Origin of the sequence: Kitasatospora sp. NPDC097691, from assembly GCF_040302665.1 — a bacterium.
Lineage (GTDB): Bacteria > Actinomycetota > Actinomycetes > Streptomycetales > Streptomycetaceae > Kitasatospora.
Genome location: NZ_JBEORY010000039.1, coordinates 15625 through 42130 on the forward strand (window position 1 = coordinate 15625; position 26506 = coordinate 42130).

Annotated in this window: 26 protein-coding genes; 5 read left to right on the forward strand and 21 right to left on the reverse strand. The window is 72.2% G+C overall.

Translation table 11 applies throughout. From position 1 onward, the window contains the following. Positions 1-112 precede the first annotated feature (112 nt). On the reverse strand, positions 113-1558 hold the full coding sequence (locus ABTY56_RS24755; protein ID WP_350631295.1) for a gamma-aminobutyraldehyde dehydrogenase: 1446 nt from the start codon (positions 1556-1558) through the stop codon (positions 113-115). Between the two features lie 299 nt (positions 1559-1857). On the opposite strand from ABTY56_RS24755, the gene ABTY56_RS24760 reads away from it, so the two are divergent. The 4 genes from ABTY56_RS24760 (at position 1858) to ABTY56_RS24775 (ending at position 5964) form a co-directional block, all read left to right on the forward strand. After that, positions 1858-2331 (forward strand): Lrp/AsnC family transcriptional regulator, encoded by a 474-nt coding sequence (locus tag ABTY56_RS24760; RefSeq protein ID WP_030243538.1) that lies wholly within the window; start codon positions 1858-1860, stop codon positions 2329-2331. Continuing rightward, a complete protein-coding gene (locus tag ABTY56_RS24765; protein ID WP_350631297.1) occupies positions 2328-3722 on the forward strand; it encodes an aspartate aminotransferase family protein in 1395 nt (464 codons plus the stop codon). The genes ABTY56_RS24760 and ABTY56_RS24765 overlap by 4 nt, the downstream gene beginning before the upstream one ends. A 290-nt stretch (positions 3723-4012) precedes the next feature. After that, the gene (locus ABTY56_RS24770) at positions 4013-4768 is read left to right on the forward strand and encodes an ABC transporter ATP-binding protein (RefSeq protein ID WP_350631298.1); all 756 of its coding nucleotides are present in this window, start codon (positions 4013-4015) and stop codon (positions 4766-4768) included. Between the two features lie 44 nt (positions 4769-4812). Further along, entirely contained in the window at positions 4813-5964 is a 1152-nt protein-coding gene (locus ABTY56_RS24775; protein ID WP_350631300.1) for a hypothetical protein, read from the forward strand. 76 nt (positions 5965-6040) lie between these two features. Here the strand turns inward: ABTY56_RS24775 and rlmN are convergent, their stop codons facing one another. From rlmN to rpsB, 6 genes are all read right to left on the reverse strand, one after another. Further along, a complete protein-coding gene (rlmN, locus tag ABTY56_RS24780) occupies positions 6041-7141 on the reverse strand; it encodes a dual-specificity RNA methyltransferase RlmN (RefSeq protein WP_350631302.1) in 1101 nt (366 codons plus the stop codon). Positions 7142-7215: 74 nt separating this feature from the next. Further along, the gene (locus ABTY56_RS24785) at positions 7216-8457 is read right to left on the reverse strand and encodes a phosphatidate cytidylyltransferase (protein WP_350631304.1); all 1242 of its coding nucleotides are present in this window, start codon (positions 8455-8457) and stop codon (positions 7216-7218) included. A gap of 287 nt (positions 8458-8744) precedes the next feature. After that, positions 8745-9302, reverse strand: coding sequence for a ribosome recycling factor (gene frr / locus ABTY56_RS24790; protein ID WP_350631306.1), 558 nt, complete (start codon positions 9300-9302; stop codon positions 8745-8747). 98 nt (positions 9303-9400) lie between these two features. Then, entirely contained in the window at positions 9401-10165 is a 765-nt protein-coding gene (gene pyrH, locus ABTY56_RS24795) for a UMP kinase (protein WP_350631308.1), read from the reverse strand. Between the two features lie 257 nt (positions 10166-10422). Then, a complete protein-coding gene (gene tsf, locus ABTY56_RS24800) occupies positions 10423-11262 on the reverse strand; it encodes a translation elongation factor Ts (RefSeq protein WP_350631310.1) in 840 nt (279 codons plus the stop codon). A 129-nt stretch (positions 11263-11391) separates the two neighbouring features. Continuing rightward, positions 11392-12300, reverse strand: coding sequence for a 30S ribosomal protein S2 (gene rpsB / locus ABTY56_RS24805; RefSeq protein WP_350631312.1), 909 nt, complete (start codon positions 12298-12300; stop codon positions 11392-11394). 595 nt (positions 12301-12895) lie between these two features. Between rpsB and ABTY56_RS24810 the strand changes: the two genes are divergently transcribed. Continuing rightward, positions 12896-13558 (forward strand): peptidoglycan DD-metalloendopeptidase family protein, encoded by a 663-nt coding sequence (locus ABTY56_RS24810; protein WP_350631313.1) that lies wholly within the window; start codon positions 12896-12898, stop codon positions 13556-13558. Here the strand turns inward: ABTY56_RS24810 and ABTY56_RS24815 are convergent. The 14 genes from ABTY56_RS24815 to rimM all read right to left on the reverse strand — a co-directional run bounded on the left by ABTY56_RS24815 (position 13545) and on the right by rimM (position 26359). After that, complete coding sequence (locus ABTY56_RS24815; protein WP_350631360.1) at positions 13545-14126, reverse strand: TetR/AcrR family transcriptional regulator; 582 nt, start codon at positions 14124-14126, stop codon at positions 13545-13547. The two genes, ABTY56_RS24810 and ABTY56_RS24815, sit on opposite strands and share 14 nt — an antisense overlap. A gap of 178 nt (positions 14127-14304) precedes the next feature. Continuing rightward, positions 14305-15129, reverse strand: coding sequence for an RNA polymerase sigma factor WhiG (gene whiG / locus ABTY56_RS24820; protein WP_350631362.1), 825 nt, complete (start codon positions 15127-15129; stop codon positions 14305-14307). A 438-nt stretch (positions 15130-15567) separates the two neighbouring features. After that, positions 15568-16761 (reverse strand): DNA-processing protein DprA, encoded by a 1194-nt coding sequence (dprA, locus tag ABTY56_RS24825; RefSeq protein WP_350631315.1) that lies wholly within the window; start codon positions 16759-16761, stop codon positions 15568-15570. Beyond that, positions 16758-18467 (reverse strand): YifB family Mg chelatase-like AAA ATPase, encoded by a 1710-nt coding sequence (locus ABTY56_RS24830; protein ID WP_350631317.1) that lies wholly within the window; start codon positions 18465-18467, stop codon positions 16758-16760. The genes dprA and ABTY56_RS24830 overlap by 4 nt, the downstream gene beginning before the upstream one ends. A gap of 1 nt (position 18468) precedes the next feature. Further along, entirely contained in the window at positions 18469-19017 is a 549-nt protein-coding gene (locus tag ABTY56_RS24835) for a YraN family protein (RefSeq protein ID WP_350631318.1), read from the reverse strand. A 168-nt stretch (positions 19018-19185) separates the two neighbouring features. Next, positions 19186-19512 (reverse strand): DUF2469 domain-containing protein, encoded by a 327-nt coding sequence (locus tag ABTY56_RS24840; protein WP_030056781.1) that lies wholly within the window; start codon positions 19510-19512, stop codon positions 19186-19188. A gap of 54 nt (positions 19513-19566) precedes the next feature. Next, positions 19567-20040: an NUDIX hydrolase gene (locus tag ABTY56_RS24845; protein WP_350631320.1), complete on the reverse strand. Its 474-nt coding sequence runs from the start codon at positions 20038-20040 to the stop codon at positions 19567-19569. Between the two features lie 112 nt (positions 20041-20152). Continuing rightward, positions 20153-20908, reverse strand: a complete 756-nt coding sequence (lepB, locus tag ABTY56_RS24850) for a signal peptidase I (protein ID WP_350631321.1) — start codon at positions 20906-20908, stop codon at positions 20153-20155. A gap of 142 nt (positions 20909-21050) precedes the next feature. Next, positions 21051-22055, reverse strand: coding sequence for a signal peptidase I (gene lepB / locus ABTY56_RS24855; RefSeq protein ID WP_350631323.1), 1005 nt, complete (start codon positions 22053-22055; stop codon positions 21051-21053). A 242-nt stretch (positions 22056-22297) separates the two neighbouring features. Next, the gene (gene lepB, locus ABTY56_RS24860) at positions 22298-23239 is read right to left on the reverse strand and encodes a signal peptidase I (protein ID WP_350631324.1); all 942 of its coding nucleotides are present in this window, start codon (positions 23237-23239) and stop codon (positions 22298-22300) included. Then, the gene (gene lepB, locus ABTY56_RS24865; RefSeq protein ID WP_350631326.1) at positions 23223-24101 is read right to left on the reverse strand and encodes a signal peptidase I; all 879 of its coding nucleotides are present in this window, start codon (positions 24099-24101) and stop codon (positions 23223-23225) included. Before lepB (ABTY56_RS24865) ends, lepB (ABTY56_RS24860) begins: the two co-directional genes overlap by 17 nt. Positions 24102-24277: 176 nt before the next feature. Continuing rightward, positions 24278-24628, reverse strand: a complete 351-nt coding sequence (gene rplS, locus ABTY56_RS24870) for a 50S ribosomal protein L19 (RefSeq protein WP_030306736.1) — start codon at positions 24626-24628, stop codon at positions 24278-24280. A gap of 154 nt (positions 24629-24782) precedes the next feature. Further along, positions 24783-25601, reverse strand: a complete 819-nt coding sequence (trmD, locus tag ABTY56_RS24875; RefSeq protein WP_350524630.1) for a tRNA (guanosine(37)-N1)-methyltransferase TrmD — start codon at positions 25599-25601, stop codon at positions 24783-24785. A gap of 137 nt (positions 25602-25738) precedes the next feature. After that, positions 25739-26359, reverse strand: coding sequence for a ribosome maturation factor RimM (gene rimM / locus ABTY56_RS24880; protein WP_350631328.1), 621 nt, complete (start codon positions 26357-26359; stop codon positions 25739-25741). Positions 26360-26506 lie beyond the last annotated feature (147 nt).

Here is a 26506-nt window from a genome sequence, read left to right on the forward strand (position 1 = left end):
TGCAGTTTCATCTTGTCAGCCGGTCGCGCGATCGGTCGACAGGGTGCAAAGACACAAGGGCCCGGGGCGAAAAGCCCCGGGCCCATTGTCACTTCAACCGATGAGCACTACATCAGATCGCAGTCATGACGTGCTTCACGCGGGTGTAGTCCTCGAAGCCGTACGACGACAGGTCCTTGCCGTAGCCGGACTTCTTGAAGCCGCCGTGCGGCATCTCGGCGACCAGCGGGATGTGGGTGTTGATCCAGACGCAGCCGAAGTCCAGGCGGCGCGACATCCGCATGGCGCGGGCGTGGTCCTTGGTCCACACCGAGGAGGCCAGCGCGTACTCGACGCCGTTGGCGTACTCGACGGCCTGGTCCTCGTCGGTGAACTTCTGCACGGTGATGACCGGGCCGAAGACCTCGTTCTGGACGATCTCGTCGTCCTGGTTCAGGCCGGAGACGACGGTCGGGGCGTAGAAGTAGCCCTTGTCGCCGACCCGGTGGCCACCGGCCTCGACCTTGGCGTGGGCGGGCAGCCGGTCGATGAAGCCGGTGACCTGCTGCAGCTGGTTGGCGTTGTTCAGCGGGCCGTACAGCACGTCCTCGTCGTCCACGCCGCCGGTCTTGGTCTCGGCCGCGGCCTTGGCCAGCGCCTCGACGAAGGCGTCGTGGATCGACTCGTGCACCAGCACGCGGGTGGCGGCGGTGCAGTCCTGGCCGGCGTTGAAGTAGCCCGCCACGGAGATGCCCTCGACGGCCTCGGCGATGTCGGCGTCCTCGAAGACCACGACCGGGGCCTTGCCGCCCAGCTCCAGGTGGACGCGCTTGACGTCCTTGGAGGCCGACTCGGCGACCTGGATGCCGGCCCGGACGGAGCCGGTGATGGAGGCCATCGCCGGGGTCTTGTGCTCGACCATCAGCTTGCCGGTCTCGCGGTCGCCGCAGATGACGTTGAAGACGCCGGCCGGCAGGTCCAGCTCCTTGAGGATGCCGCCGATGATCTCGGCCAGCAGCACGGTGGAGGCCGGGGTGGTGTCCGAGGGCTTCAGGACGACGGCGTTGCCCGCGGCGAGGGCCGGGGCGAACTTCCAGACGGCCATCATCATCGGGTAGTTCCACGGCGCGACCTGGGCGCAGACGCCGACCGGCTCGCGGCGGACGATCGAGGTCATCCCGTCCATGTACTCACCGGCGGCCTTGCCCTCCAGCAGGCGGGCGGCACCGGCGAAGAAGCGGATCTGGTCCACCATCGGGCCGATCTCCTCGGAGAGGGTCAGCGCGCGGGGCTTGCCGGTGTTGCGCACCTCGGCGTCGACGATCTCGTCGGCCCGGGCCTCGACCGCGTCGGCGATCTTGAGCAGCAGCTTCTGCCGGGTGCTCGGGGTGGCGTCCCGCCAGATCGGGAACGCGGCGGCGGCGGAGGCCATGGCGGCGTCCACGTCCGCGGCGCCGGACAGCGGCGACGTCGCGTACACCTCGCCGGTGGTCGGGTCGACGATGTCGAGCGTGCGGCCGTCAGCCGCGTCGACGAACTCACCGTTGATGTAGTTGCGCAGCGTGCGAAGGTCGCTCACGGATCTCTCCTCGGTCTGGGTCCTGCGGCGTTGCAGATTCCGGCGCCATGGTACGTCGGCGGGTCCGACGCACGAAGGGTGCCGAGTGGCCGGGCCCGGAACGGCGCGGTCCACTGGTGGCGGTACGCGCGGCACCTCGCAGGGCCGCGCGCGTACCGTGCCAGGGTAGCCGTACGACTGCCGTTATCGACAGGGCGAGCGTGCGCACGCGATGAAATCCGTACGCGTTTTCCAAGATCACGACGAAATCAGCAGTTTCCACGCTTGCGAACGCGGGCCCGATCGGGCACAGTTGCCGCGTGGCCAACCGCGACCGGAACGCCAGCGTTCCCCTCGACGCCGCCTCCAAGGCGATCATCGAGCAGCTCCAGGAGGACGGGCGCCGCCCGTACGCCGCCATCGGCAAGGCCGTCGGCCTGTCCGAGGCAGCCGTACGGCAGCGCGTCCAGAAGCTGCTCGACCAGGGCGTGATGCAGATCGTCGCCGTCACGGACCCGCTCACCGTCGGCTTCACCCGCCAGGCGATGGTCGGGATCCGGGTCGAGGGTGACATCGAGCCCGTCGCCGACGCGCTGGCCGCCCTCGACGAGGTCGACTACGTCGTCTGCACCGCAGGCTCGTTCGACCTCCTGGCCGAACTGGTCTGCGAGGACGACGAGCACCTGCTCGAACTGATCAACAAGCGCATCCGCGCGCTTCCCGGCGTGCGGAGCACCGAGAGCTTCGTTTACCTGAAGCTCCGGAAACAGACCTACACCTGGGGCACCCGATGACAGCCGACCCGGCGCAGAAGGACCTTTCCAAGACCGCCTACGACCACCTGTGGATGCACTTCACCCGCATGTCGTCGTACGAGAACTCCCCCGTGCCGACGATCGTCAAGGGCGAGGGCACCTACATCTGGGACGACAAGGGCCGGAAGTACATCGACGGCCTGGCCGGCCTGTTCGTCGTGCAGGCCGGTCACGGCCGCACCGAGCTCGCCGAGGTCGCCGCCAAGCAGGCCAAGGAACTCGCGTTCTTCCCGATCTGGAGCTACGCGCACCCCAAGGCCGTCGAGCTGGCCGAGCGCCTGGCCAACTACGCCCCGGGCGACCTGAACAAGGTCTTCTTCTCCACCGGCGGCGGCGAGGCCGTCGAGACCGCCTGGAAGCTCGCCAAGCAGTACTTCAAGCTGATCGGCAAGCCGACCAAGTACAAGGTCATCTCCCGCGCGATCGCCTACCACGGCACCCCGCAGGGCGCGCTGTCGATCACCGGCCTGCCGGGCCTGAAGGCCCCGTTCGAGCCGCTGGTGCCGGGCACCCACAAGGCCCCGAACACCAACATCTACCGCGCCCCGCAGTACCTTGAGGGCCCCGACGGCACCGTCGACCCCGAGGCCTACGGCCGCTGGTGCGCCGACCAGGTCGAGGAGGCCATCCTCTTCGAGGGCCCCGAGACCGTCGCCGCCGTCTTCGTCGAGCCGGTGCAGAACGCCGGTGGCTGCTTCCCGCCGCCGCCCGGCTACTTCCAGCGCCTGCGCGAGATCTGCGACCGCCACGACGTGCTGCTGGTCTCGGACGAGGTCATCTGCGCCTTCGGCCGCCTCGGCACCATGTTCGGCGCCGACAAGTTCGGCTACGTGCCGGACATGATCACCTGCGCCAAGGGCATGACCTCGGGCTACTCCCCGATCGGCGCCACGATCATCTCGGACCGCATCGCCGAGCCGTTCTACAAGGGTGACAACACCTTCCTGCACGGCTACACCTTCGCCGGCCACCCGGTCTCCTCGGCCGTGGCGCTCGCCAACCTCGACATCTTCGAGCGCGAGGGCCTCAACCAGCACGTGCTCGACAACGAGTCGCGCTTCCTGGGCACCCTGAGCAAGCTGCGCGACCTGCCGATCGTCGGCGACGTCCGCGGCAACGGCTACTTCTACGGCATCGAGCTCGTGAAGGACAAGGTCACCAAGGAGAGCTTCAACGAGGAGGAGACCGAGCGCGTGCTCTACGGCTTCCTCTCGAAGGCCCTCTTCGACAACGGCCTGTACTGCCGCGCCGACGACCGTGGCGACCCGGTCGTCCAGCTGGCCCCGCCGCTGATCTCCGACCAGTCGACCTTCGACGAGATCGAGCAGATCCTGCGGACCAGCCTCACCGACGCGTGGGCGAAGCTCTGATCCCCTGAGCCCTCTGCCCCACCCTCCGCCGAAGGGCGGCCCCGCTCCCCGCGGGGCCGCCCTTCGGCGTTCCGCGGCCCCCGCCGGCCCGCAACCCCGCGGCGCTCCGTGCCCCTCCGCGTTCCGCAATCTTCGGCGCTCCGCAACCGGAACATCACAGTCGTACGACCAAACATGCCTGAATGCGGGTGATTTGCCCGTGATGGACCAGTGCGCCGCAACCGCGGCCCGCCCCTGTCGTTCTAATCTGACGACTGTCATATCCCTGCGGCCACCCAGGATGGAACCTGATGTCAGCGGCACCGCCTGACAACGACGTGCTGTGGGCCCGAGGGATCGTCAAGTCCCATCACGGCACCCCCGCCCTGCGCGGTATCTCGATCGGCGTCCGCGACGGCGAGGTCCTCGCCGTCACCGGCCCGCGCGGCTCCGGGAAGAGCACCCTGCTGGGCTGCCTCTCCGCCCAACTCCCGGTCGACGAGGGCGAGGTCTGGTTCAACAGCGCCCCCGTCCACACCCTCACCCGGTCCGGCCGCGAACGGCTGCGCCGCGACCGCTTCGGCTTCGTCGGCTCCGAGCCGCACCTGGTCCCCGAGCTGACCGCCCGGGAGAACGTCGCCCTGCCGCTGCTGCTCGCCGGGGCCGGCAACAAGGCCGCCTACACCGCCGCCGACGAGTGGCTGGAGCGCCTCGACGTCGGCGACTTCGCCAGGCACCGACCCGAACGACTGGTCCAGAGCCAGCGCCAGCGGGTCGCCGTCGCCCGCGCCCTGGCCCCGCTGCCACCCGTCGTCTTCGCCGACGACCCCACCGCCCCGCTGCACCGCGAGGCCGCCGACCAGGTCATGCGGATACTGACCAGCGCGGCCCGCTCCCACCAGCTCACCCTCGTCCTCGCCACCCACGACCCCGAGCTCGTCCGGTTCGCGGACCGCTCCGTCGCCCTCGTCGACGGACGGCTCACCGCCCCCGCCGCCGCCGTCCCGCGCGGCACCGCCGCGTCCGGGGCCTCCGGAGCGACCGCCGTCACGGCCACCCGCCACTGACGACGCCGAGCCGCTGACGACGCCGAGCCGCTGAAAGAGTCGACGTGTTCTATCTCCGTCTGGCCCGGGGCTACCGGGTGCCCGACCTGGGCCGCTGGCTGCTCACCGCGCTGGCCGCCGCCGTGGTCGCCGCCTTCCTGCTGCGCTCCCTCGGCCGGGCGATGAGCGCCCCGCTCGGCGGCGCCGACCCACTGGTCCGGCTGCTCTGGTGCCTGCCCCCGCTGGCCGCCGTCGCCTGGTTCGCGGCGGTCGCCGCCCGCGCGGTGCCCGCCCGGCGCCCCGAGCGGATCGCCGGCCTCACCGCCGCCGGGGCCGGCTCCCGCCGGATCCGGACCCTGATCGCCGGCGAGGTCGCCCTCGCCTGCACCCTCGGCAGCGTGCTCACCCTGCTGGTCTTCCTGGTCCTGCGCAACGACATCGCCGGGCCCTCGCTCGCCCCCGACCTCGGCATGGGCGTGCCGCTGCCGCCCGCCGCACCGGTCACCCTGCTCGCCCTGGTCCCGCTCACCGCCGGCATCGCCGCCGCCTGCGCGGTTCCCGTCACCGAGAACCTGCCCGGCGGCCGCACCCGCCGCCGCACCGGCTTCGGCGCCTGGCGGATCGCCCTGCCGATCGGACTGGTCGTGATCGGCGCCGCGCTCGAACTCATCGCCCTGCGCCCCGGCGCCGCGGCCGACGGCCGCCCGATCCACCTGCCCGCCGGGCTCGGCAGCACCAGCACCGCCGCCCTCGGCGGCTGGGCGGCGAGCGCGCTCGGCCTCGCCCTGCTCACCGGACCGCTGCTGGCCTGGGCCGGACGCCTGCTCGCCCTCGGCCGGCCCACCCCGCTGCGACTGCTCGCCGGACGCGGGCTCACCGCCCAGGCCCCGCGCCTCGGCGCGCCGCTTGCCGTCCTCGCCCTCGCCGTCGCGCTGGTGCTCACCACCATCCGCTACTGGATCGGCACCCCCGACAGCGCCGACGCGCTGCCCGCCGTCGAGGCCTGCCTGGTGCTCGGCTGCGCGGCCGCCGCGGTGGTCGCCCGGCTGGCCGAGGTCCGCACCGACCGCCGCAACATCACCGAAGCGCTGCTGCGCCTCGGCGCCTCGCCGCGGCTGCTGTTCGGCGCGGTCGCGCTGCGCACCCTGGCTGCCGGCACCACGCTGCTGCTGACCGGCGGGGCGACCGCCGCGCTGGCGGCCGCCGGACTGCGATAGGGCCCGTCCTCGAACCCCGCTGTCCGCCCGGAGGCGGGGGGTGAGGACGGGCCCTCAAGCGGCCTGTCCCGCCGGATTAGCCCGCCGCGGCGAGCTGGCCGCAGGCGCCGTCGATCTCCTGGCCACGGGTGTCGCGAACGGTCGTCGGCACGCCGTGCGACTGCAGCCGCCGGACGAACTCGCGCTCGTCCTCGGGCCGGGAGGCGGTCCACTTGGAACCCGGGGTCGGGTTCAGCGGGATCAGGTTGACGTGCACCCGGTGGTTCTTGATCAGCCGACCGAGCAGGTCGGCCCGCCAGGCCTGGTCGTTGATGTCCTTGATCAGCGCGTACTCGATGGAGATCCGGCGGCCGGACTTCTCCGCGTAGTTCCAGGCCGCGTCCAGCACCTCGGCGACCTTCCACCGGGTGTTCACCGGCACCAGCTCGTCGCGCAGCTCGTCGTCCGGGGCGTGCAGCGACAGCGCCAGGCGGCAGCTGAGGCCCTCGTCGGCGAAGCGGTGCATCGCCGGGACGAGCCCGACGGTGGAGACCGTGATGCCGCGCTGGGACAGGCCGAAGCCGTCCGGCGCCGGGTCGGTCAGCCGGCGGATCGAGGCCAGCACCCGGTTGTAGTTGGCCAGCGGCTCGCCCATGCCCATGAAGACCACGTTGGACAGCCGCGCCTCGCCGCCCGGGATCTCGCCGGACTTGAGCGAGCGCATCCCGGCGGCGATCTGCTCGACGATCTCGGCGGTGGAGAGGTTGCGGGTCAGCCCGGCCTGGCCGGTGGCGCAGAACGGGCAGTTCATGCCGCAGCCGGCCTGCGAGCTGATGCACATGGTGACCCGGTCCGGGTAGCGCATCAGCACGGACTCCACCAGCGTGCCGTCGAACAGCTTCCACAGCGTCTTGCGGGTCGCGTCGTCGTCGCAGGAGACGTGCCGCACCACCGACATCAGCTCGGGCAGCAGGCTCCCGGTGAGCTTCTCCCGGCTGGCGGCGGGGATGTCCGTCCAGCTCGCCGGGTCGTTCGACATCCGGCCGAAGTAGTGGTTGGAGAGCTGCTTGGCGCGGAACGGCTGCTCGCCCAGCTCGGCGACGGCCTCCTTGCGCTCGGCGGGGCTCAGGTCGGCGAGGTGTCGCGGGGGCTTGGCGCCGCGCGGCGCGACAAAGGTGAGTTCTCCGGGCTTAGGCATGGTTGTTCCAGTGTCGCAGACGCGAGGAGGGCCCCGAACACGTGGCGTTCGGGGCCCTCTCGGGTGCGCGCGGATCAGCTGCCGACGAAGGCCGCCAGGAGCAGCCACACCACCGGCGCGGTCGGCAGGAGCGAGTCCAGCCGGTCCATGATGCCGCCGTGGCCGGGCAGCAGCGTGCCCATGTCCTTGATCCCGAGGTCGCGCTTGATCATCGACTCGCCCAGGTCTCCCAGGGTCGCGGTGACCGCCGCGCAGCCGCCCAGGATCAGGCCCTGCCACCAGCTGCCGTCGTCGATGATCAGCTGCATCAGCAGCGCGCCCGCCAGCATCGACAGGCCGATGCCGCCGGCCAGGCCCTCGCGGGTCTTGCCGGGGCTGATCGTCGGGGCCAGCTTGGTCCGGCCGAACTTGTAGCCCACGGCGTAGGCGCCGGTGTCGCTGCAGATCGTGACGATCAGGAAGAGCACGATCCGCTGTGGACCGTCGTCGGCCGCCAGCATCAACGCCACGAAGGTGGCCAGGAACGGCACGTAGAAGGCGGTGAACACGCCTGCCGTTATGTCCCGCAGGTAGTTCTCGGGCGGCTCGGCCATCCGCCAGACCATCACCGCCAGCCCGGTCAGCGCGAGCGAGGCCGCGGCCCACTGGATCCCGGACCAGTAGCCGGTGGCGACCATGGCGATGCCGCCCGCGACCAGCGGGACCAGCGGCGCCTTGATCTCCTTGCGCTCGGCGAGCCGACTGGTCAGCTCCCACACACCGACCGCGACCGCGGCCATCACGACGACCAGGAACAGCGCCTTCACCACGAACAGCGAGGCGACGATCACCGCGCCGAGGCCGACCCCCACGCCTATGGCGGCCTGGAGATTACGGCCTCCGCGCTGCTTGCGCGGCTGCGGCTGCGGGTCGGGCTGGGCGGCCACGGGTGTCTCCTGCCCTGGATGGGACGACGGCACGAAGTGGGGCTGCCCGGCCGCCGGGTGGCTGGGCGGCGGCGCGGGATGCACCGGAGCCCCCGGGTACGGCGGGATGCCGTGGCCGGGGGCGGGGGCGGAGTCGTCGGATATCGCGCGCAGCACGACCGTCTCCGTCACGCCGGGCGGCGGGGTCTCGGGCTGCTCGTCCCGGAAGAGCGGGCCGCTCAGCCGGCCGGCCTCCCGGGCCGGGCCCTCGGCGAGGTCGGCCGGACCGCCGGCCGCGGGCCTCCCGGGCCGACCCGCGGTCGGCCCGTGGCCGGTCGGGCCGTGACCGGTCGGGCCGCCGAGGCCGGGCACGCCCGGGGGCGGGCCGGGGTCGGCCGGTACGGGAGGCATGACCTGAGTCTCCTCCGCGTCACCGCCCCAGTACACCGGAGGCTGCTGCGAGTGATCCGAACGGAGGCCCTGCTCCGCCGGGACGCCACCCGGCCCGACCGGGGGCACGGCGCGACCGCCCGGGTGGTCGGGGTGGTGTCCCCGGACCGGCGCCGACGGCTGCTCGCCGTACCCCGGCGCCGGGTGGGCCGGGGTACGGGGTGCCTGCGGCTGCGGCGCCGGACGGTAGGGCTGGAACTGCTGGTCGGACGGGCCCCAGTAGCCAGGGGCGTCAGGGGCGTCGTTCATCAGACCTCGAGCAGCTCGGATTCCTTGTGCTTCAGCAGCTCGTCGACCTGGGCCACGTACTTGGCCGTGGTGTCGTCGAGCTCCTTCTCGCCGCGGCGGCCGTCGTCCTCGCCGACCTCGCCGTCCTTGACCAGCTTGTCGATGGCGTCCTTGGCCTTGCGGCGCACCGAACGGATCGAGACCTTGGCGTCCTCGCCCTTGGTGCGGGCGATCTTGATGAACTCCCGACGGCGCTCCTCGGTGAGCTCGGGCAGCACCACGCGGATGATCGAACCGTCGTTCGACGGGTTGACGCCCAGGTCGGAGTCGCGGATCGCCTGCTCGATGGCCTTCAGCGCGGTCTTGTCGAACGGCGAGACGACCGCCATCCGCGGCTCCGGCACCGAGAACGAGGCCAGCTGGTTGATCGGCGTCACGGCGCCGTAGTACTCCGCGACGATCTTGGCGAACATCGCCGGGTGCGCGCGGCCGGTGCGGATCGCCGCGAGGTCGTCCTTGGCGACGCCGACGGCCTTCTCCATCTTCTCCTCGGCTTCGAGGAGGGTCTCTTCGATCACTGTGGTCTCCCTGTCCGGTTCATCTGCGGTTGTTCCGACCGGTGTCGGAGCGGCGGCCGGTCGCGGCTCCCGCACCGTCCCGTACGGCTGGTTGCTGCTCAGGCCCGGACGGAATCCTGGCTGATGAGTGTGCCGATCTTCTCACTCTTCACCGCACGCGCGATATTGCCCTCCGCCAGCAGTTCGAAGACCAGCATCGGGAGGTTGTTGTCCTTGCACAGCGTGATCGCGGTGAGGTCGGCGACCTTGAGGTCGCGCGCGATGACCTCGGAGTACTCCAGCGCGTCGAACTTGACCGCGTCCGGGTTGGTCCGCGGGTCCGAGTCGTAGACGCCGTCCACACCGTTCTTGCCCATCAGCAGGACGTCGGCGTGGATCTCCAGCGCGCGCTGGACGGCCGTGGTGTCGGTGGAGAAGTAGGGCATGCCCATACCGGCACCGAAGATCACCACACGGCCCTTCTCCAGGTGCCGGACGGCCCGCAGCGGCAGGTACGGCTCGGCGACCTGACCCATGGTGATGGCGGTCTGGACCCGGGTCTCGATGCCCTCCTTGACCAGGAAGTCCTGCAGCGCCAGGCAGTTCATGACGGTGCCGAGCATGCCCATGTAGTCGGACCGGGCCCGGTCCATGCCGCGGACCTGCAGCTCGGCGCCGCGGAAGAAGTTGCCGCCGCCGATGACCACCGCGACCTCGGTACCGGCGCGGACGACCGTGGCGATCTCCCGGGCGATCGCGTGCACGACGTCCGGGTCGACGCCGAGCCCGCCGCCACCGGCGAAGGCTTCACCGGACAGCTTGAGCAGCACCCGGCGGCTCGTGCCGACCTCGGGGTCCTGCGCGGTCTCCTGCGTCTCCTGCATGGACTTCTCCTTTTTGCACCTACTGGTCACAGGCGCGGGTGTGCGGATGCCCCGCCTGCGCGTACACGCGAGGAGGCCACTGCCGCGGGAACCGGTTCGGTGTCCTGCACGGCAATGGCCTCCTCGTCGTTCATGGTGCCGACGCGAGCCCGCCCGGGGGCGGATGGCGCTGGGTGAGCCCGTTCGGCGTCCCGCCCTGGTCAGCGGGCGGGGGCGGTTACCAGCCTAAGGGGGCCGGGAACCCGGTGGAACGTGGCTCAGGCGCCGACGCGGAAGCGGGCGAAGCGCTTGAGGGCGACGCCGTTCTCCTCGAGGACCTTGGCGACGGTCTTCTTGCTGTCCTTCGCGAAGGCCTGCTCCAGGACGGAGTTCTCCTTCACGAAGCCGGTGACGCGACCCTCGACGATCTTCGGCAGGGCGGCCTCCGGCTTGCCCTCCTCGCGAGCGGTGGCCTCGGCGACGCGGCGCTCGTTCTCCAGCTCCTCGGCCGGGATCTCCTCGCGGGACAGGTACTTCGGCGCGAAGGCGGCGATGTGCTGCGCGACGTCCTTGGCGACCTCGGCGTTCTCCTTGTCCAGCTCGACCAGGACGCCGACGGCCGGCGGCAGGTCGGGGCTGGTCTTGTGCAGGTAGACCGCGACGAAGCCGTCACCGTCGAACTGGGCGAAGCGACGGAAGACGATCTTCTCGCCCAGGGTCGCGTTGGCCTCGTCCACGAACTGCTGGACGGTCTTGCCGGCCTCGATCTCGGAAGCCAGGGCGGCGTCCAGGTCGGCCGGAGCGGTCGCGGCGACGTGGGCGGCGATCGCGTCGGCGACCTTGACGAAGTTGTCACCCTTGGCGACGAAGTCGGTCTCGCAGTTCAGCTCGACCAGGACGCCGGACTTCTTGTCCTCGGCGATCAGCGCGGCGACGGCGCCGTTGGAGGCGTCACGGCCCTCGCGCTTGGCGACGCCCTTCTGGCCCTTGATGCGCAGGAGCTCGACGGCCTTCTCGACGTTGCCCTCGGCCTCGTCCAGGGCCTTCTTGCAGTCCATCATGCCGGCGCCGGTGAGCTCACGGAGCTTCTTGACGTCCGCGGCGGTGAAGTTCGCCATGGTGTGAATCTCTTCTCGCGTCTCGCGTGTCTGCGTGGAGTGGCGCCGGGACCGTTGGTTCGGCCCCGGCGCGGGAGAGAGGGGCACCTGCCGGCTTCGTACCGGCGAGTGCCCCTCACCCTTGGTACGTCAGGCCTGCTCGGCCGGAGCGTCGGCGGCGGGGGCCTCGGCGGCGGCCGGAGCGTCGGCGGCGGGGGCCTCGGCGGCGGCCGGAGCCTCGGCGGCGGGGGCCTCGGCGGCGGCGGGGGCCTCCTCAGCCTTCTTCTCGCCCTCGATGAGGTCCTTCTCCCAGTCGGCCAGCGGCTGGTCGGCGCCCGGCTCGGCCTTGGCGTCGCCCTTGGCGACACCGGCGCGGGACTTCAGGCCCTCGGCCACGGCGTCGGCGATCACGCGGGTCAGCAGGGTGACGGAGCGGATCGCGTCGTCGTTGCCCGGGATCTTGTAGTCGACCTCGTCCGGGTCACAGTTGGTGTCGAGGATGGCGACGACCGGGATGTTGAGCTTCCGGGCCTCGCCGACCGCGATGTGCTCCTTCTTGGTGTCCACGATCCAGACGGCGCTGGGAACGCGCTGCATGTCGCGGATACCGCCGAGGGTCTTCTCCAGCTTGTCGTGCTCGCGCTGGAGGACCAGGAGCTCCTTCTTGGTGAGGCCGGAACCGGCCACGTCCGAGAAGTCCAGCTCGCCGAGCTCCTTCAGGCGCTGCAGGCGCTTGTAGACGGTCGAGAAGTTGGTCAGCATGCCGCCGAGCCAGCGCTGGTTCACGTAGGGCATGCCCACGCGGGTGGCCTGCTCGGCGATGGCCTCCTGGGCCTGCTTCTTCGTGCCGACGAAGAGGACGCTGCCGCCGTGGGCAACGGTCTCCTTGATGAACTCGAAGGCGCGGTCGATGTAGTTCAGCGACTGCAGGAGGTCGATGATGTAGATGCCGTTGCGCTCGGTGATGATGAAGCGCTTCATCTTCGGGTTCCAGCGGCGGGTCTGGTGACCGAAGTGGACGCCGCTCTCCAGCAGCTCCCGCATCGTGACGACGGCCATTGCCGTGCTCCTCAGGTGTTACGGCCCGGCGGCGGCAGCTGGTCTCAGCGATCGCCCGCAGCCGGGTCAGGCTCGGTTTGTCCGTGGCGGCCAGGTGACAGCCACGCCTGACGCCCCGAACGTGCCGAGCCGCTCCGACCCGCTCGGCCGAAGGCCGGTCGGGCTCGGCGGACCGAGCGGCACTCGCACCTGGCGGGGCTGCGGACGAACCGCGTCCGACCGCCGGTGGCGGGGCGTGCGAAGTCGACCCGGTGGACCGGGTCGCGTGTGAAGTGTACGGGAAGCGCCGAGCGGCGGGCGACTTCACGAGCGGCCGGGAGCCTGCCGAGCACCTGGGAAGAGCCTGGGAGCGGCTCGCCCGGGCGGTACCGGCAGGGGGGCGGCGTCGGCGTCGGCGGCAGTTTCGGTGGCGCAGGGACGCGTGCGTGCGCCGGTCGACTGCCTGCCCGCGGTCCGTCGCGGATATGCCGCTTGTACACCGGATGGCGGCGTTCGTACACCCGTTTGGGGGATGCCGATCGGTCGTGGGAGCGGTTTGTCCACAGGAATCCGGATTCGGGTGGTGCGGGGGCGGCGGGGCAGCGAGCCTTCGCGCATGACTGCTCGTACGTGGTGCGTCGGGGTTCGGCGGCTGGTCGCCGTGGGGGTGGCGCTGGGGTTGGTGGGGCTGATGGGGGTGCTCGGGCCGCCGAAGGCGGGGGCGGTGGGCGGCTCCGGCGGTGGGCCTGCGGGTGGGCCCGTAGGTGGCTCGGCCGGCAGTTCCGGCGCCGGCTCCGGTAGTGGCTCCGGTCCGCGCGGTGCGCGGGCCTGGCCGGTGGGCGGGCCCGGGGCGCTCCTGGGGCGGTTCGATCCGCCGGCGAAGCCCTGGGCCACCGGACACCGAGGGGTGGACCTCTCCGCCGAGAGCGGGGCGGAGGTACGGGCGGCGGCCGCCGGGGTGGTCGCGTTCTCCGGACTGGTGGCGGGCCGTCCCGTGGTGACGGTCGTCCACCCGGGCTCGGGCACTCCCCCGCTCCGGACCACCTACCTGCCGGTCACCGGCGCCCTCCCGGTCGGCACCGCGGTGGCCGCCGGAGAGGTGATCGGTCGGCTCGCCCCGGACGGGCGGCATTGTGCCGCGCGCGACTGCCTGCACTGGGGACTACTGCGCGGGAGCCGCTACCTGGACCCGTTGGCCCTGTTCGGCGCGGGCGCTGCACGGCTGCTGCCGCTGGGCTCGGGGCCGCAGCAGGACGAGCAGCCGGTCACGCCCGGCTGAGGCCGTGCAGCGCGAGGGCGACGGCGGCGTCCGCGATCTCCTCGGGGTTCTCGGTCAGGCAACCGGTGCACGCGGTGGTGGCCTGCTCGGCTCGGCGGACGGCCGACTCCACGACCCCCTGCAGCAGCGCCGCGGCGAGCCGGGGCCGCTCGTGGCCCAGGTCCTCCAGCGCCCGGACGACCAGGCCGGCCAGCCGGCCGTGGGCCGCCCGGATCCGCTCGCGCGCCGCCTCGTCGAGCTCCAGCGCCGAGATCGCCACGACCGCGCGGTGGCGCGGGTCGGCGGCGAGCGCCAGCTGGCCCCGGACGTACGCCTCGATCCGCTCGGCGGCGGTGTCGCAGCTCTCCATCCCGGCCTCGATCTCGGCCGCCCAGAGCGGGAAGTCCACCTCGCAGAGCGCCTCGACCACGGCGGCGCGGGAGCGGAAGTACTCGTAGACCGAGGAACGCGCCAGCCCGGTGCGCGCCGCGAGCGCGGGGAAGGTCAGGGCCTCCTTGCCGCCCTCGGTGAGCAGGGTGCGGGCAGCGTCGAGGAGGGCTGCCCGCTGCAGCTGGCGATGCTCGGCCACCGTGGCCGCTCGGATCTTCGGCACGCTCCCACTGTACGGAGCCCTACCGGCGGCCGATAAGGCGCCGCGCATGAGGAGCCGGCGTGGGCGCCGCTCCCAGGCCCGACCCGGGCACCCGGGCAGTCCCGGCGGCCCCGGCAACCGCGCCACCGGGTCGGCACGCGACCGGGTCCGCGCGCTAGCGGATGTCCGAGAGCTTGGCGCGCAGCTGGAGGACGGACTTGGTGTGGATCTGGCTCACCCGACTCTCCGTCACCCCCAGCACCTGCCCGATCTCGGCGAGGGTGAGGCCTTCGTAGTAGTAGAGCGTCACCACGGTCTTCTCCCGCTCGGGCAGGGTGTTGACCGCCTGGGCCAGCAGCCTGCGCAGCTCGCGGTCCTCGGCCACCTCGACCGGGTTGTCCGCGCCGTGGTCCTCCAGGGTGTCCACCAGGCTGAGCCGGTCACCGCCCTCCCCCACCGGGTGGAGCAGTTCGTCCAGGGCCACCACGTTGGCGAGCGACAGCTGGCTGAAGATGGCGTGCAGGTCCTCGATCGCGATGCCCATCTCCGCCGCGACCTCGGGGTCGTGCGGCGTCCGGCGCAGCCGGGCCTCCAGCGTCGCGTACGTCCGCTCGACCGCCTTCGCCTTCTGCCGCACCGAGCGCGGGATCCAGTCCAGGGCACGCAGCTCGTCGATAATCGCACCGCGGATGCGGCTGATCGCGTAGGTCTCGAACTTGATGGCGCGGTCGATGTCGAACTTCTCGATCGCGTCGATCAGCCCGAAGACCCCGGAGGAGACGAAGTCCGCCTGCTCGACGTTGGAGGGCAGGCCGACCCCGACCCGCCCCGCCACGTACTTGACGAGCGGTGAGTAGTGCAGGATCAGCTGCTCGCGCAGCCGCTGGTCGCCGGTCTCCTTGTAGGAGCGCCAGAGCTCTTCGAGCGCGCTGCGGCCCTGGGCGGCGGCGTCCCGACCGGCCTGTCCGGTGCCCCCGGACGGGTCGGCGGGAGCGCCCACCGGCACGTCGGCGGCACGGACCGCCTCGGCGCCCCTGGTCGCGTCCGCGGGCTGGCCTGGTACCACCGTCGGCCGGCCGCCCTGCCTCGACAGGCCTCCCATCGTCCCCGCCGACTTGGACGGGAACTCGGTGGAGGGGCGCCGCTCGGTCCGCGGCCCTCCCGAGGACCGAGCGCCACCGGTCACTCTGTGTCCGGGAATGTGTGTGGGCATGCGTTGGTCTGCGCCGTTCTGCCGAGTCATGTGCTGATAGGGAAGGCATGTGGAGCGTAGCGTGACCGACTCACTGCAAAGCGCTACCGCCACTCGGTCGTCCCCCGATCCGGTGGCGTTCACTCACCGGATCCGGGCACACGAGCGGAAGAACCGGATCAGCAGGTCAGCCGGGCGGTTCGGACGCGCCCTCCCTCGGCGCACGGGTGTTCTCCGCCCCGGCGCTCACCTCCTCCGCACCATGCGCCAGTGCGCGCCGTGTCGCTCGACGTAGCCGAGCGAGCCCAACTCGTAGAGCCGCTGGAGCACTTCGTCCGGCGGGAGCCCGGACTGACGGGCCAGTCGCTCCACCGGTGCGCCCTCCGCCGTCGCCGGCACGGCCTCCAGGACCCGGGCCACCGGGGGCTCCAGCAGGTCGCGCGGCAGCACCGGTCCGCTGCGCTGAGGGGCCAGGTCGTCCCCGATCGCCCCGATCAGCTCGGTGATCTCGGCCGCGTCGGTGACCAGGGTGGCGGCGCCGCTGCGGATCAGGGCGTGCACACCGGCCGAGAGCTCCGAGGTCACCGGGCCGGCGACCCCCATGGTGTGGCGGTTGAGGTCCCGCGCGCGTCTCGCCGTGCTCAGGGCTCCGCTGCGGACCGCCGCCTCCACCACCACGGTGCCCCGGGTGAGTGCCGCGATGACCCGGTTGCGGAGGACGAAGCGGAAGCGGTTCGGGTGTTCCCCGGGCGGGAGTTCACTGACCAGCAGGCCCTGGACACCGATCCGTCGGATCAGTTCGGCGTTCCCCTTCGGGTAGGCCACGTCGACTCCGCAGGCGAGCACCGCGACGGTCATCCCGCCGACGGCGAGCGCGCCGCGGTGCGCGGCCGCGTCGATCCCGTAGGCGGCGCCGGACACCACCACCCAACCGCGCTCGGCGAGTTGGGCCGACAGCTCCCCGGCGACATGGGCGCCGTAGGCCGTGCAGGCGCGGGAGCCCACCATCGCGACCGAGCGGAGCGCGAGCAGCCGCAGCGAGCCGGTGCCGGTCGTCCAGAGGCCGATGGGGCGCCCGTCCCCCAGGTCGTCGAGTTGGCTGGGCCATTCCGTGTCCCCCGGAATGATGAACCGTCCACCGACGCGCCGTACCCGTTTCAGGTCCATCTCCGGATCCAGCCCGGGGAGCCTTGCCTGGTACCCGGCCAGCCGGGTGGAATCGAGCCCGGGGTGGTCGGGCACCGTCCCGTCCCGGATCGCCCGGACCACCTCGACGGCGGGGAGTTGACCGAGCCAGCGGCCGATCACCGCGTCGCCCGGTTCGCTGAGCCGACTGAGCAGGACACGGGCGAGGCGCTCGGGTTCGCGCGCCGCCGTGGCGCCGATCGGATCGGCTTCGGCCCCGGTCGTGCCGTGGGGGTAACGCACCTGCTGGTTCATGCCTCGCCCTCCGCGTTCCCGGTCCGTCCGCTGCCCGTCCCCGGCGGGCCGTCCTCTGGCGGACCGCCGCGCTGGGCCGGGATGCCCCCGAGGCGGCCGAAGATCCGCTCGGTCTGTGGCAGCCCGTGTTCCACCCCGGTGCGCAGAACCAGGGCGGTGCGCAGGTCCCGCTGGTCCGGCCGGTCCCGGCCCGCGAGGTCGGCGACCGTCCAGGCGACCCGGAGCACCCGGTCCAGGCCCCGGGCGGTCAGCAGGCCCCGCTCCAGCTGGCGCGCGACGTCGTTGAGCGCGCCGGGCGCGAGCTGCCAGCGCGTGCGCAGCTCATGGCCCGGGACCTCCGCGTTCGTCCGCCACGGGGTGTCCGCCAGCCGGGCCGCCGCACGCTCCCGGGCGGCCAGCACCCGGGCGGCGACGGTCTCGGTGTTCTCCGCCGAGGCGTCCCGCTCCATGAGTTCGGCCCTCGTCACCGGAGCGACCTGGACCTGGAGGTCCACCCGGTCCAGCAACGGCCCGGAGAGCCGCCCCTGGTAGCGGCTGACCATCGTCGGGGTGCACTCGCAGCCCTCGCCCCGCCGTGAGTGCCGGCCGCACGGGCAGGGGTTGGCGGCCAGGCAGAGGAGGAATCGGGCCGGGAGCCGGAGCGACCCGGCCGATCGGGCGATCACCACCTCCCCCGACTCCAGCGGCTGCCGCAGCGCGTCGAGCACCCGGACGGGGAACTCCGGCGCCTCGTCCAGGAACAGCACGCCCCGGTGGGCCAGTGAGACGGCTCCCGGTCTCGGCAGTCCGCTGCCGCCGCCGACGATCGCGGGCATCGTGGTGGAGTGGTGCGGGGCGCAGTAGGGCGCGGTGTCGATCAGCGGGCGCCCGACCGGGAGCAGGCCCGCCACCGAGTGCACGGCGGTGACCTCCAAGGCCTCCTTCTGGGTCAGCGGCGGGAGCAGCGCGGGCAGCCGCTCCGCCAGCATGGTCTTGCCCGCGCCCGGCGGACCTTTCAGGTAGAGGTGGTGACCCCCGGCGGCGGCGATCTCCAGAGCTCGCCGCGCCTCGTACTGGCCGGCCACGTCGGCCATGTCGAGGCGGGCCGCCTTGTCGTCGGGCAGGGCCCGCACCCCGGCGCTGGGCAGCATCAACCCGGCCATCAACGGATCCGGCCGGCCGCCGATCGGATCGGGCGGCTCCTCCGGTGCCGTCGCCCCGGTGAGGATCGCGACCAGCTGGCGCAGGCTGCGGACGCCGATCACCGTCACGCCGGGGACGAGCGAGGCCTCTGCCGCGGTCTGCTCGGCGACCACGACCCGGTCGTATCCGGCGTCGGCCGCGGCCAGCACCGAGGGCAGCACCCCGCGGACCGGCCGCACCCGGCCGTCCAGCCCCAGCTCGCCGATGACCAGCAGCTCGGCGATGGACGACGGGTCGAGCCGCTCGGCGGCGGCCAGCACTGCGCAGGCCACCGCGAGGTCGAAGCCGCTGCCGCTCTTGGGCACCGAGGCGGGGCTGAGGCCGACCGTCAGCTTGCGCTGCGGCCAGGCCTCGCCGCTGTTCACCACCGCGGCACGGACCCGGTCACGGGCCTCGGTGAGCGCCTTGTCGGGCAGACCGACCAGGGTGAACGCGGCCACCCCGGGCTCCAGATCGGCCTGGACCTCGACGATCACCCCGTCGACGCCGACCAGCGCGACGGAGCAGGTACGGGCGAAGGCCATCTCAGACCACCCCCCGCAGGTGGTCGACCAGGGCTGCACCCCGCGCCCGGTTGACCACGGCGACCAGGTCGATCCGCACCCCGCCCGGCGGGGCGGGCGGCCAGTGCGGATCCGTCGGCGCCACGTCGTCGTCGGCCCCGGCCAGTCGGGCGAAGTGGCCGGGCCAGCGCTCGGCCATCCAGCGCTCGGCCAGGCGTTGCAGCCGGGCGGCCTTGGCCTGGTCGATGGCCTCGGTGGGCTGCTGGAAGCCCCGCTCGGAACGGGTCTTCACCTCGCAGACCGCCACGGTGTCGCCGTCGAGGGCGACGATGTCCAGCTCGCCCTCGACGCAGCGCCAGTTGCGGTCCAGGATGCGGAGCCCGGCCTCCGTCAGACGGCGGGCGGCGACCCGCTCCCCGTAGCGGCCGAGCCCGGTCCGGGTGCTGCGGCCGGACGCCGCGCGCGGCTGTTTCCCGGCTGCGGCCGCGTCCGGCGCGACCGACCCCGGTGCGGCCGTGTCCAGTGCGGCCGTGTCCGGTACGGCCTGGTCCTGCGTGACGGTGTGCTGCATGGTGACCACCTCCGCCGAGGAGGCTTCACCATCGCGCACCGCGAGGCCCGGAGTTGGCGTTTCCCTGTGGATAACTCGGGCCTGTGGACAACTTCTGTCACCCGCAGGGGTGAGAAGCCCCGTCCCCGCGAAATTCGGCTGGACAACGCGGGACGGAGTCGTTCAACGTCAGTTCCCGAAGCCGGACTCGTCGGAGGGCAGCTCCAGGTCGCTCTTCGCGAGTTCCTCGATGTTCACGTCCTTGAAGGTCAGCACCCGGACCTTGCGGACGAACCGGGCCGGCCGGTACATGTCCCAGACCCACGCATCCGCCATCGACACCTCGAAGAACACCTCGCCCTGGACCGAGTGCACCTGCAACTCGTAGTCGTTGGTGAGGTAGAACCGTCGCTCGGTCTCGATCACGTACTTGAACAGGCCGACGACGTCCCGGTACTCCCGGTAGAGCTTGAGCTCCATCTCGGTCTCGTACTTCTCGAGATCTTCGGCACTCATCCAGGCGTCCCCTCAATTGTCACGTCCACCCATTGTGGACCACCGCACCCACGGTCAGAGCCGTACCGGGTCCACCGGCGGGCCCTCGACCAGCAGCCGTTCCAGGAAGTCCGCCAGGCCGGCCGGATAGACCGTCTCGCCGGTCCCCCTCAGTTCCTCGACCGTCCACCAGCGCGCCGTGAGCAACTGGGCGTGCTCGTCGGCGCCCATGCCGGAGTGGTCCAGGCCCGTCTCCGTGGTCCGGGCCAGGTGAAACCACTGCTCCTGTTCGTAGCGCTGTCCCCGAAAGGAGAACGACACCGTGCCGTACGCCACCAAGGGCCCGAGGTCCACACCCCGCAGGCCGGTCTCCTCCGCGAGCTCCCGCTCGGCGGCCTCGCGCACGTCCTCCCCCGCTTCCAAACCGCCCCCGGGCGTGAACCACCACGTCTCCCCGGGGACAGCCGGATCGGCGCCCAGGAAGAGGAGGATGCGGTCCAGCCCGTCCAGCAGCAGGATCCGCGCCGCCTTGCGACGCTGTGCCGTCATGGCAGCCCTTCACGCTCCTTCCGTTCGCATCGGTGGCGCTACCGATCCTGCCACCCGGCGCGGCCGTCCGGGGCGATGTTCGGCAGAGCGGCCCTCGCCGCGACGGCCCCGCTCAGGAGCTGCGCCCCCGGCGGAGCCGACGGGCCAGGCCTGCCACGCCACCGACCGCCGAAGTCACCAAGATCAGCGTCGCGCCGCCGACGGTGGCGTAGGCGGCGGGCTCCAGCGGGCCGGGCTGCGACGCCTTCGGCCCCGCGAAGCCGTCGAAGGCCGGGGTGCGGTCGAGCAGGCCGGCCCGCCCGAAGGGCTTGAGGGTGGCCTCGACCCTGGCTTCGACGGCGGTGGACGGGACGGTGCCGCCGTCGACCTCCAGGTGGGTACGGGAGTCGAGCGAGCCGACCCGGTTGTCGCCGAGCAGGAACAGCCGGCCCTGCGGCACCGTCACGCTGAACGACTCGCCCTGCCGGCCCTGCGTCGCGAGGTAGGGCTCGTCCACGGGCTGTCCGTTGACCGTCAGCCTTCGGTTGTCCCCGCTGGTGGCGACGGTGTCCCCGCCGACCGCGACCACGCGCTTGACCATGAGCTCACCGCCCCATGCCTCGTCCCGGAAGACCACCACGTCGCCCCGCCCGACGGCCCCGCCGTCGACCTTGCGGGCGAGCACGGTGTCCCCGGTCTGCAGCGTTGGGTGCATCGAGGCGGTGGGGATGTTGTACGGCCGGTAGTCGACCGCGATGAGGGCGAAGCCGCCGATCATCAGCACCAGCCCGAGCGCCAGGGCGACACCCTGCAGCACCGCGGCGGGCCGCAGGCGCTCACGGACGGGCGCGGCCGAGTGGTCGGCCGTCTGCTCCGCGACATTGCTCATCGACACCGTCCACCTCTGGCCGACCGGAAAACGCTGGCACGCCGGAGGCACCGGCGGGAACGCCGACGGGCCGTGGCACGTCCGAGCAGATTACTCGTCGGTACCACGGCCCGCGCAAGAGTCGGGGACAACCCGGTGGAGCTCAGGACTCCTTCCGGTGCTCCGCCCGGCCCCGCACCCGACGCACCAGCGGAAGCAGGGCGACGGCCCCCACCGCACCGGCCACGGGGGGCGCCATCGGCGCGGCCGCCGCCAGGCCCTTCTGGTCGAAGGTGGCCGGCACCGGCAGCGTCGACCAGTGGGAGATCGGCCAGGCCACCACGAAGGCACGCCCGATCACGTTGTCCACCGGAACGGTGCCGCCGCCGGGCTGGTCCATGTGGAAGCGGGAGTCCAGCGAGTCGGCGCGGTGGTCGCCCATCACCCAGATCCGGCCCTTCGGCACCTTGACCGGCCCGAAGGGGTGGTCACCGCAGGGGGTGTTGCCCGGGTAGACGTACGGCTCGTTGAGCGCGACACCGTTGACCTTGACCGGCCCGTCGCCCTCGCACTCGACGGTGTCCCCGCCGACCCCGATGACCCGCTTGATCAGGTCCTTCTCGTTCGCGGAGGGCATCAGGCCGACGAAGCTGAGCACGTCCTGCACACCGCGGACGAAGGAGTTGTTGCTCTGCTGGGACGGCTCGTCGTTCAGCCAGCCGCCCGGGTCGTGGAACACCACGACCTCGCCGCGCTCGGGCTCGGCCCCGAACCAGGGGGTCAGCTTGTCCACCAGGACGCGGTCGCCGACCTGAAGCGTGTTCTGCATCGACTCCGACGGAATGGAGAACGCCTGGACGAAGAAGGTCTTGATCACGAGCGCGAGGATCAGCGCGATGCCGATCAGGATCGGCAGTTCCTTCCAGAAGGAACGCGGCTTGCGCGGCGTGGCCGGAGACTCCGACTCCGACCCGTCCGCCGACCCGGTCTCCGGGCGTGAGGGTTCCGACGAGTCCTCGGCTCCCGCGCCCTGCTCGTCGGCGGTCTGGGCCGCCGCGTCGTCGACCGCGGCCGAGGGTGCCGAGGACTCGGCGGACCGGGCCGCCCGACGGCCTGGGCCCTCGGGCTCTCCGGCGCCCGAACGGGCACCGATCACCAAATCCCCCACAACGTCTCCTCCCTGCTGTGCGGACGCCCGCGCGCCCGCGCTCAGAGTGCCGCACAGCGGGCACCACGCTCGCCACGACCATGACCGCCCCAGGACTGCCCACCTCGGGCTCCCCTGACACCGGCTCAGCCTCGGCGCACGACCGGGACCGCTCCCGGCCGCACCTGCACTTCTCTATCACTCCCAGGCATCCGGCTCGCGGTCCCACACGCGAGGCCCGGCCGGTCAGCGGCCGGCGCGACTCACTCCGGAGGCCGCCCCGGCCGACGAGCGACGAACGGAAGGATGCCCAACACACCCATAACGAGCGGGGGTTCCACAGGAACCGGCCCAACGCCCACGGATTCCGAGGCAGTTCCACCGGCCTGCGGAGCCCGATCGAGAGAGGAGAGTGAACTCGGCACATCGAGTTGATGGAAGCGGTCCAGCGGCCAGGCGATCACGAACGCCCGACCGACCACGCCGCTCAGCGGAATCGTGCCCTGGCCCGGATTGCCCATGTGGAACCGGGAGTCCGCGGAGACGTCCCGGTGGTCGCCCATGACCCACAGTCGGCCCTGCGGCACCTTCACCTTGAAGGGCTGCCGGGACGGCGGGTTGCCGGGCGCGAGGTACGTCTCGTCCACCGGGTGCCCGTTGACGCTGAGCCGCCCCTGCGCGTCGCAGCACTCGACGGTGTCCCCTCCGACGCCGATCACCCGCTTGATCAGGTCCTGCTCGTTGTCGGACGGCAGCAGCCCGACGAAGGTCAGCACCTGCTTGGCCGCACCCAGCACCGGGCCGTCGTCGGAGGGCTTGCGGTCGCTCTCCAGCCAGCCGCCCGGGTCCTTGAACACCACCACGTCGCCGCGCTGCGGCTCACTGCCGAACCAGGGGGTCAGCTTGTCCACCAGCACCCGGTCGCCGACCCGGATGGTCTGCTCCATCGAACCCGACGGGATCACGAACACCTGGATCATGAAGGTCTTCATCACCAGCGCCACCAGCAGGGCCACCAGGATGATCAGCGGGACCTCGCGTACCAGCGACCGCTTGCGTCGGCTCGCCGCCCGACGGGCACTGCGGCGGCGTTCGGCCCGGCCACGCACCGTCGGGGCCCCGCCTGACCGGGCGCCCTCCGGGCTGCCGCCGTCCGGCTCGCGGGCCGGACGGTCGGCGAGCCGCCCCCTACCTCTGGTCCCCATGACCACCCGTCCCCGCAGTCGCGGCGAAGGCCGCGGGCCGGTCCAGACCGGCCCAGCGCGAGAACGGGTAGACCACCCAGTCCGCCCGGCCGATCACCTTCTCCTCGGGCACGAAACCGCCGCCGGGCTCGCCCAGGTGGTCTCGGGAGTCACGGGAGGCGCCGCGGTGGTCGCCCATCACCCACAGCTTGCCGGTCGGCACCACCACGTCGAAGGCCACGCTCGACGGGTCGTCCCCCTGGGAGAGGTAGGAGGTCTCGTCCACCGGCACTCCGTTGACGGTGATCGGCGCGCCCGGTCCGGTGCTGGTCACCCGGTCACCGCCGACGCCGATCACGCGCTTGACGTAGACGGTGTCCCCCGCCGGGGCAAGCCCGAGGTCCCCGGCGAGCGACCGTGCGTCGGCCCAGAAGCCCTGCGGCTTCGCGGACTCCGGCCGGAAGGAGCCCGTCCCGTCGAAGACCACGACGTCGCCCCGCCGGGGGTGCCCTCCGAAGGCGTACGCGAGCTGGTTGGCGATCAGCCGGTCGCCGGGGCGCAGGGTGTCCTCCATCGACCCGGAGGGCACCGCGAACGGGCGCGCGACGAAGGCGTTCACCAGGAGCAGGAACGCCAGGCAGATCCCCACCAACAACAGCAGGTCGCGCGAACGCGAGTGGCCCGGTTCGTCCTCCTGCTCCGCGTCGTCCTCTCGCTCCACGCCCTCCGGCCCGGCGCCGTCCTCCGGCTCAGCGCCCTTCTCCGACTCCTTGCCGGCCCCCGGCTCCGTCCCCTCCCGGGCGGTGTCCGCGGAGGCAGCGGCAGTCGTACCGGCCGCCGTGTCCTCGCTGACGACGCCCGGACCTCCTCCGGGAACTCCCACCGGAACTCTCCCGGGAACGACCGCGGACCGCGACAGCGAGTCCGCACCGGTGGGTGCGGGACTGCTGTCGCGGTCCGCGGGTGGTTCGTGCGTGCTCATCGGGGGGTGAGCTTACCTTGCGGCCGTTCGGCCCCCGAGAGCGCTCCGATCCCCCGGCGAGGCCGGGGGCCGGTGGATCAGCGGTCGCGCTTCTCCTTGATCTTCGCGGCCTTGCCGCGGAGGTCACGCAGGTAGTACAGCTTGGCGCGGCGAACCGCACCGCGGGTCACGACCTCGATCTTCTCGACGACCGGGGTGTGCACCGGGAAGGTGCGCTCCACGCCGACGTTGAAGCTGACCTTGCGAACGGTGAAGGTCTCACCGATGCCGGCGCCGTGGCGGCGGATGACGACGCCCTGGAAGACCTGGACACGGGAGCGGTTGCCCTCGATGACCCGGACGTGAACCTTCAGGGTGTCACCGGCGCGGAAGGCCGGAATGTCGCTACGCAGCGAAGCCGCGTCGACAGCAGCGAGCTTGTTGCTCATGTTGCTCTCCATCGCAGGCGCCACGGGCCGCCCACGGAAAATCGTCACAATGGGGTTTGCTGCGGGCCGCATCGGCTGACGACGATCCCCCCGTGGCGAGGGCGCCGGTCCACGTGCCCCCTACGGGAGGGGGCCAGCGACAGACAGCAGCGGCCTATTCTTCCACACCACCGGCCACGGACCGAAATCGGCCGAGCTGCTCGTCCCAGGCCAGGCCGAGGATGCTGAGCGCCTCCCGCTCCTTCTTGTCGAAGGCGCCGTACTGCCAGCGCTCGACCAGGTCGGGACGGTTCGCCAGGGTGCGGGCGAAGGCCTGCTCGCGCCGCCAGCGGGCGATCCGGCCGTGGTTGCCACTGAGCAGCACGTCCGGCACGGTCCGGCCGCGCCACTCGGCGGGCTTGGTGTAGACCGGGCCCTCCAGGAGATCGGCCATCGCGCCCGGCGCGAAGGAGTCGTCGCGGTGGGACTCGGCGTTGCCGAGCACCCCGGGCAGCAGCCGGGCGATCGCCTCGACCATCACCAGGACCGCGACCTCGCCGCCGGCCAGCACGTAGTCGCCGATCGAGGCCTCGACCACCGGCATACGGGTGGCCGCCTCCTCGATCACCCGGCGGTCGATGCCCTCGTAGCGCGCGGGGGTGAAGGCCAGCCAGGGGCGGCCGGCCAGCTCCTGGGCGAGCTCCTGGGTGAACGGCCGCCCGCTCGGGGTCGGGACGACCAGGGTGGGCAGTTCGCCCTCGGGCCCGCCGGCGACCACCGCGTCCAGCGCCTCGCCCCACGGCTCGGGCTTCATCACCATGCCGGGGCCGCCGCCGTACGGGCTGTCGTCCACCGTGCGGTGCACGTCGTGGGTCCACTCGCGCAGGTCGTGGACGTGCACGTCCAGCTGGCCGCGCGCGCGGGCCTTGCCGACCAACGAGATGTTCAGCGGTTCCAGGTACTCGGGGAAGATCGTGACGACGTCGATCCGCATGCCGCTCTGCACGACACCGCCCTGCGCGGCGGCGTTCTGCAACGCGGTGCCCTGCAACGCGGCGCCCGCCGACGCCTCGCCCTGCGCGGCAGCGTGCTGCACGGCCCCGCCCGGCCCGGCGGCGTTCCCCTCGACGGTCACTGCGACTCCTCCGAGCCCTCGGCAGAACCGTCGGCCGGAGCCTCGGCAGAGCCCTCGGCCGAACCGTCGGCGCGCTCGACCGAGGACGTACCGGCGACCTCGGCCTGCTCCAGGTCGATCAGCCCGGGCGGCGGGGTGATCACCGCACGCTGGTTCTCCAGATCGATGGTCGGCACGATCTGGGTGACGAAGGGCACCAGCACCTCCGTGCCGTCGGCCTTCTCCACCGTGAGCAGGTCCTGGTACGGGAGGTGGACGACCTCGGTCAGCTCGCCGACCAGGGTGCCGTCGAGCAGCACCACGTCCAGGCCGATCAGCTGGTGGTCGTAGTACTCCTCCGGGTCGTCGGGACGCTCCTCCGGGTCGACCTCGGAGATGAGCAGGGTGCCGCGGAGCGCCTCGGCCGCGTTGCGGTCCTTGACGCCGGCGAAGCGCAGCAGCAGCCGGCCGCTGTGCACCCGGCCCGACTCGACGGTCAGCGGCCCGGCCGACGCGGGGTCGGTCAGCACGACCGCACCCGGGCCGAGCCGGAGCTCCGGCTCGTCGGTGCGGACCTCGACGCTGACGTCCCCCCTGATGCCGTGGGCACGGCCGATCTTGCCGACGACGAGCTGCACGGTGATCGTTCTCCTGGAGTTCCTGAGCCGAGACGAACGCCCGACGGGATCCGAAGGGCCGGTGCGCAGGGCTGGTGCGATGGGCTGGCGCGGTGGTGCGGTGATGCGGTGGCGCGGTGGTGCGAAGAGCGGCGCCACGGGGCGCTG

What these genes read in the sequence shown, in the direction of transcription:
- ABTY56_RS24765 (WP_350631297.1), top strand. Translation starts at nt 2,328, where the DNA reads ATGACAGCCGACCCGGCGCAGAAGGACCTTTCCAAGACCGCCTACGAC.
- ABTY56_RS24770 (WP_350631298.1), top strand. Translation starts at nt 4,013, where the DNA reads ATGTCAGCGGCACCGCCTGACAACGACGTGCTGTGGGCCCGAGGGATC.
- rlmN (WP_350631302.1), bottom strand. Translation starts at nt 7,141, where the DNA reads ATGCCTAAGCCCGGAGAACTCACCTTTGTCGCGCCGCGCGGCGCCAAG.
- ABTY56_RS24785 (WP_350631304.1), bottom strand. Translation starts at nt 8,457, where the DNA reads ATGCCTCCCGTACCGGCCGACCCCGGCCCGCCCCCGGGCGTGCCCGGC.
- pyrH (WP_350631308.1), bottom strand. Translation starts at nt 10,165, where the DNA reads ATGCAGGAGACGCAGGAGACCGCGCAGGACCCCGAGGTCGGCACGAGC.
- tsf (WP_350631310.1), bottom strand. Translation starts at nt 11,262, where the DNA reads ATGGCGAACTTCACCGCCGCGGACGTCAAGAAGCTCCGTGAGCTCACC.
- rpsB (WP_350631312.1), bottom strand. Translation starts at nt 12,300, where the DNA reads ATGGCCGTCGTCACGATGCGGGAGCTGCTGGAGAGCGGCGTCCACTTC.
- ABTY56_RS24810 (WP_350631313.1), top strand. Translation starts at nt 12,896, where the DNA reads ATGACTGCTCGTACGTGGTGCGTCGGGGTTCGGCGGCTGGTCGCCGTG.
- dprA (WP_350631315.1), bottom strand. Translation starts at nt 16,761, where the DNA reads ATGAACCAGCAGGTGCGTTACCCCCACGGCACGACCGGGGCCGAAGCC.
- ABTY56_RS24830 (WP_350631317.1), bottom strand. Translation starts at nt 18,467, where the DNA reads ATGGCCTTCGCCCGTACCTGCTCCGTCGCGCTGGTCGGCGTCGACGGG.
- ABTY56_RS24835 (WP_350631318.1), bottom strand. Translation starts at nt 19,017, where the DNA reads ATGCAGCACACCGTCACGCAGGACCAGGCCGTACCGGACACGGCCGCA.
- ABTY56_RS24840 (WP_030056781.1), bottom strand. Translation starts at nt 19,512, where the DNA reads ATGAGTGCCGAAGATCTCGAGAAGTACGAGACCGAGATGGAGCTCAAG.
- ABTY56_RS24845 (WP_350631320.1), bottom strand. Translation starts at nt 20,040, where the DNA reads ATGACGGCACAGCGTCGCAAGGCGGCGCGGATCCTGCTGCTGGACGGG.
- lepB (WP_350631321.1), bottom strand. Translation starts at nt 20,908, where the DNA reads ATGAGCAATGTCGCGGAGCAGACGGCCGACCACTCGGCCGCGCCCGTC.
- lepB (WP_350631324.1), bottom strand. Translation starts at nt 23,239, where the DNA reads ATGGGGACCAGAGGTAGGGGGCGGCTCGCCGACCGTCCGGCCCGCGAG.
- rplS (WP_030306736.1), bottom strand. Translation starts at nt 24,628, where the DNA reads ATGAGCAACAAGCTCGCTGCTGTCGACGCGGCTTCGCTGCGTAGCGAC.
- trmD (WP_350524630.1), bottom strand. Translation starts at nt 25,601, where the DNA reads ATGCGGATCGACGTCGTCACGATCTTCCCCGAGTACCTGGAACCGCTG.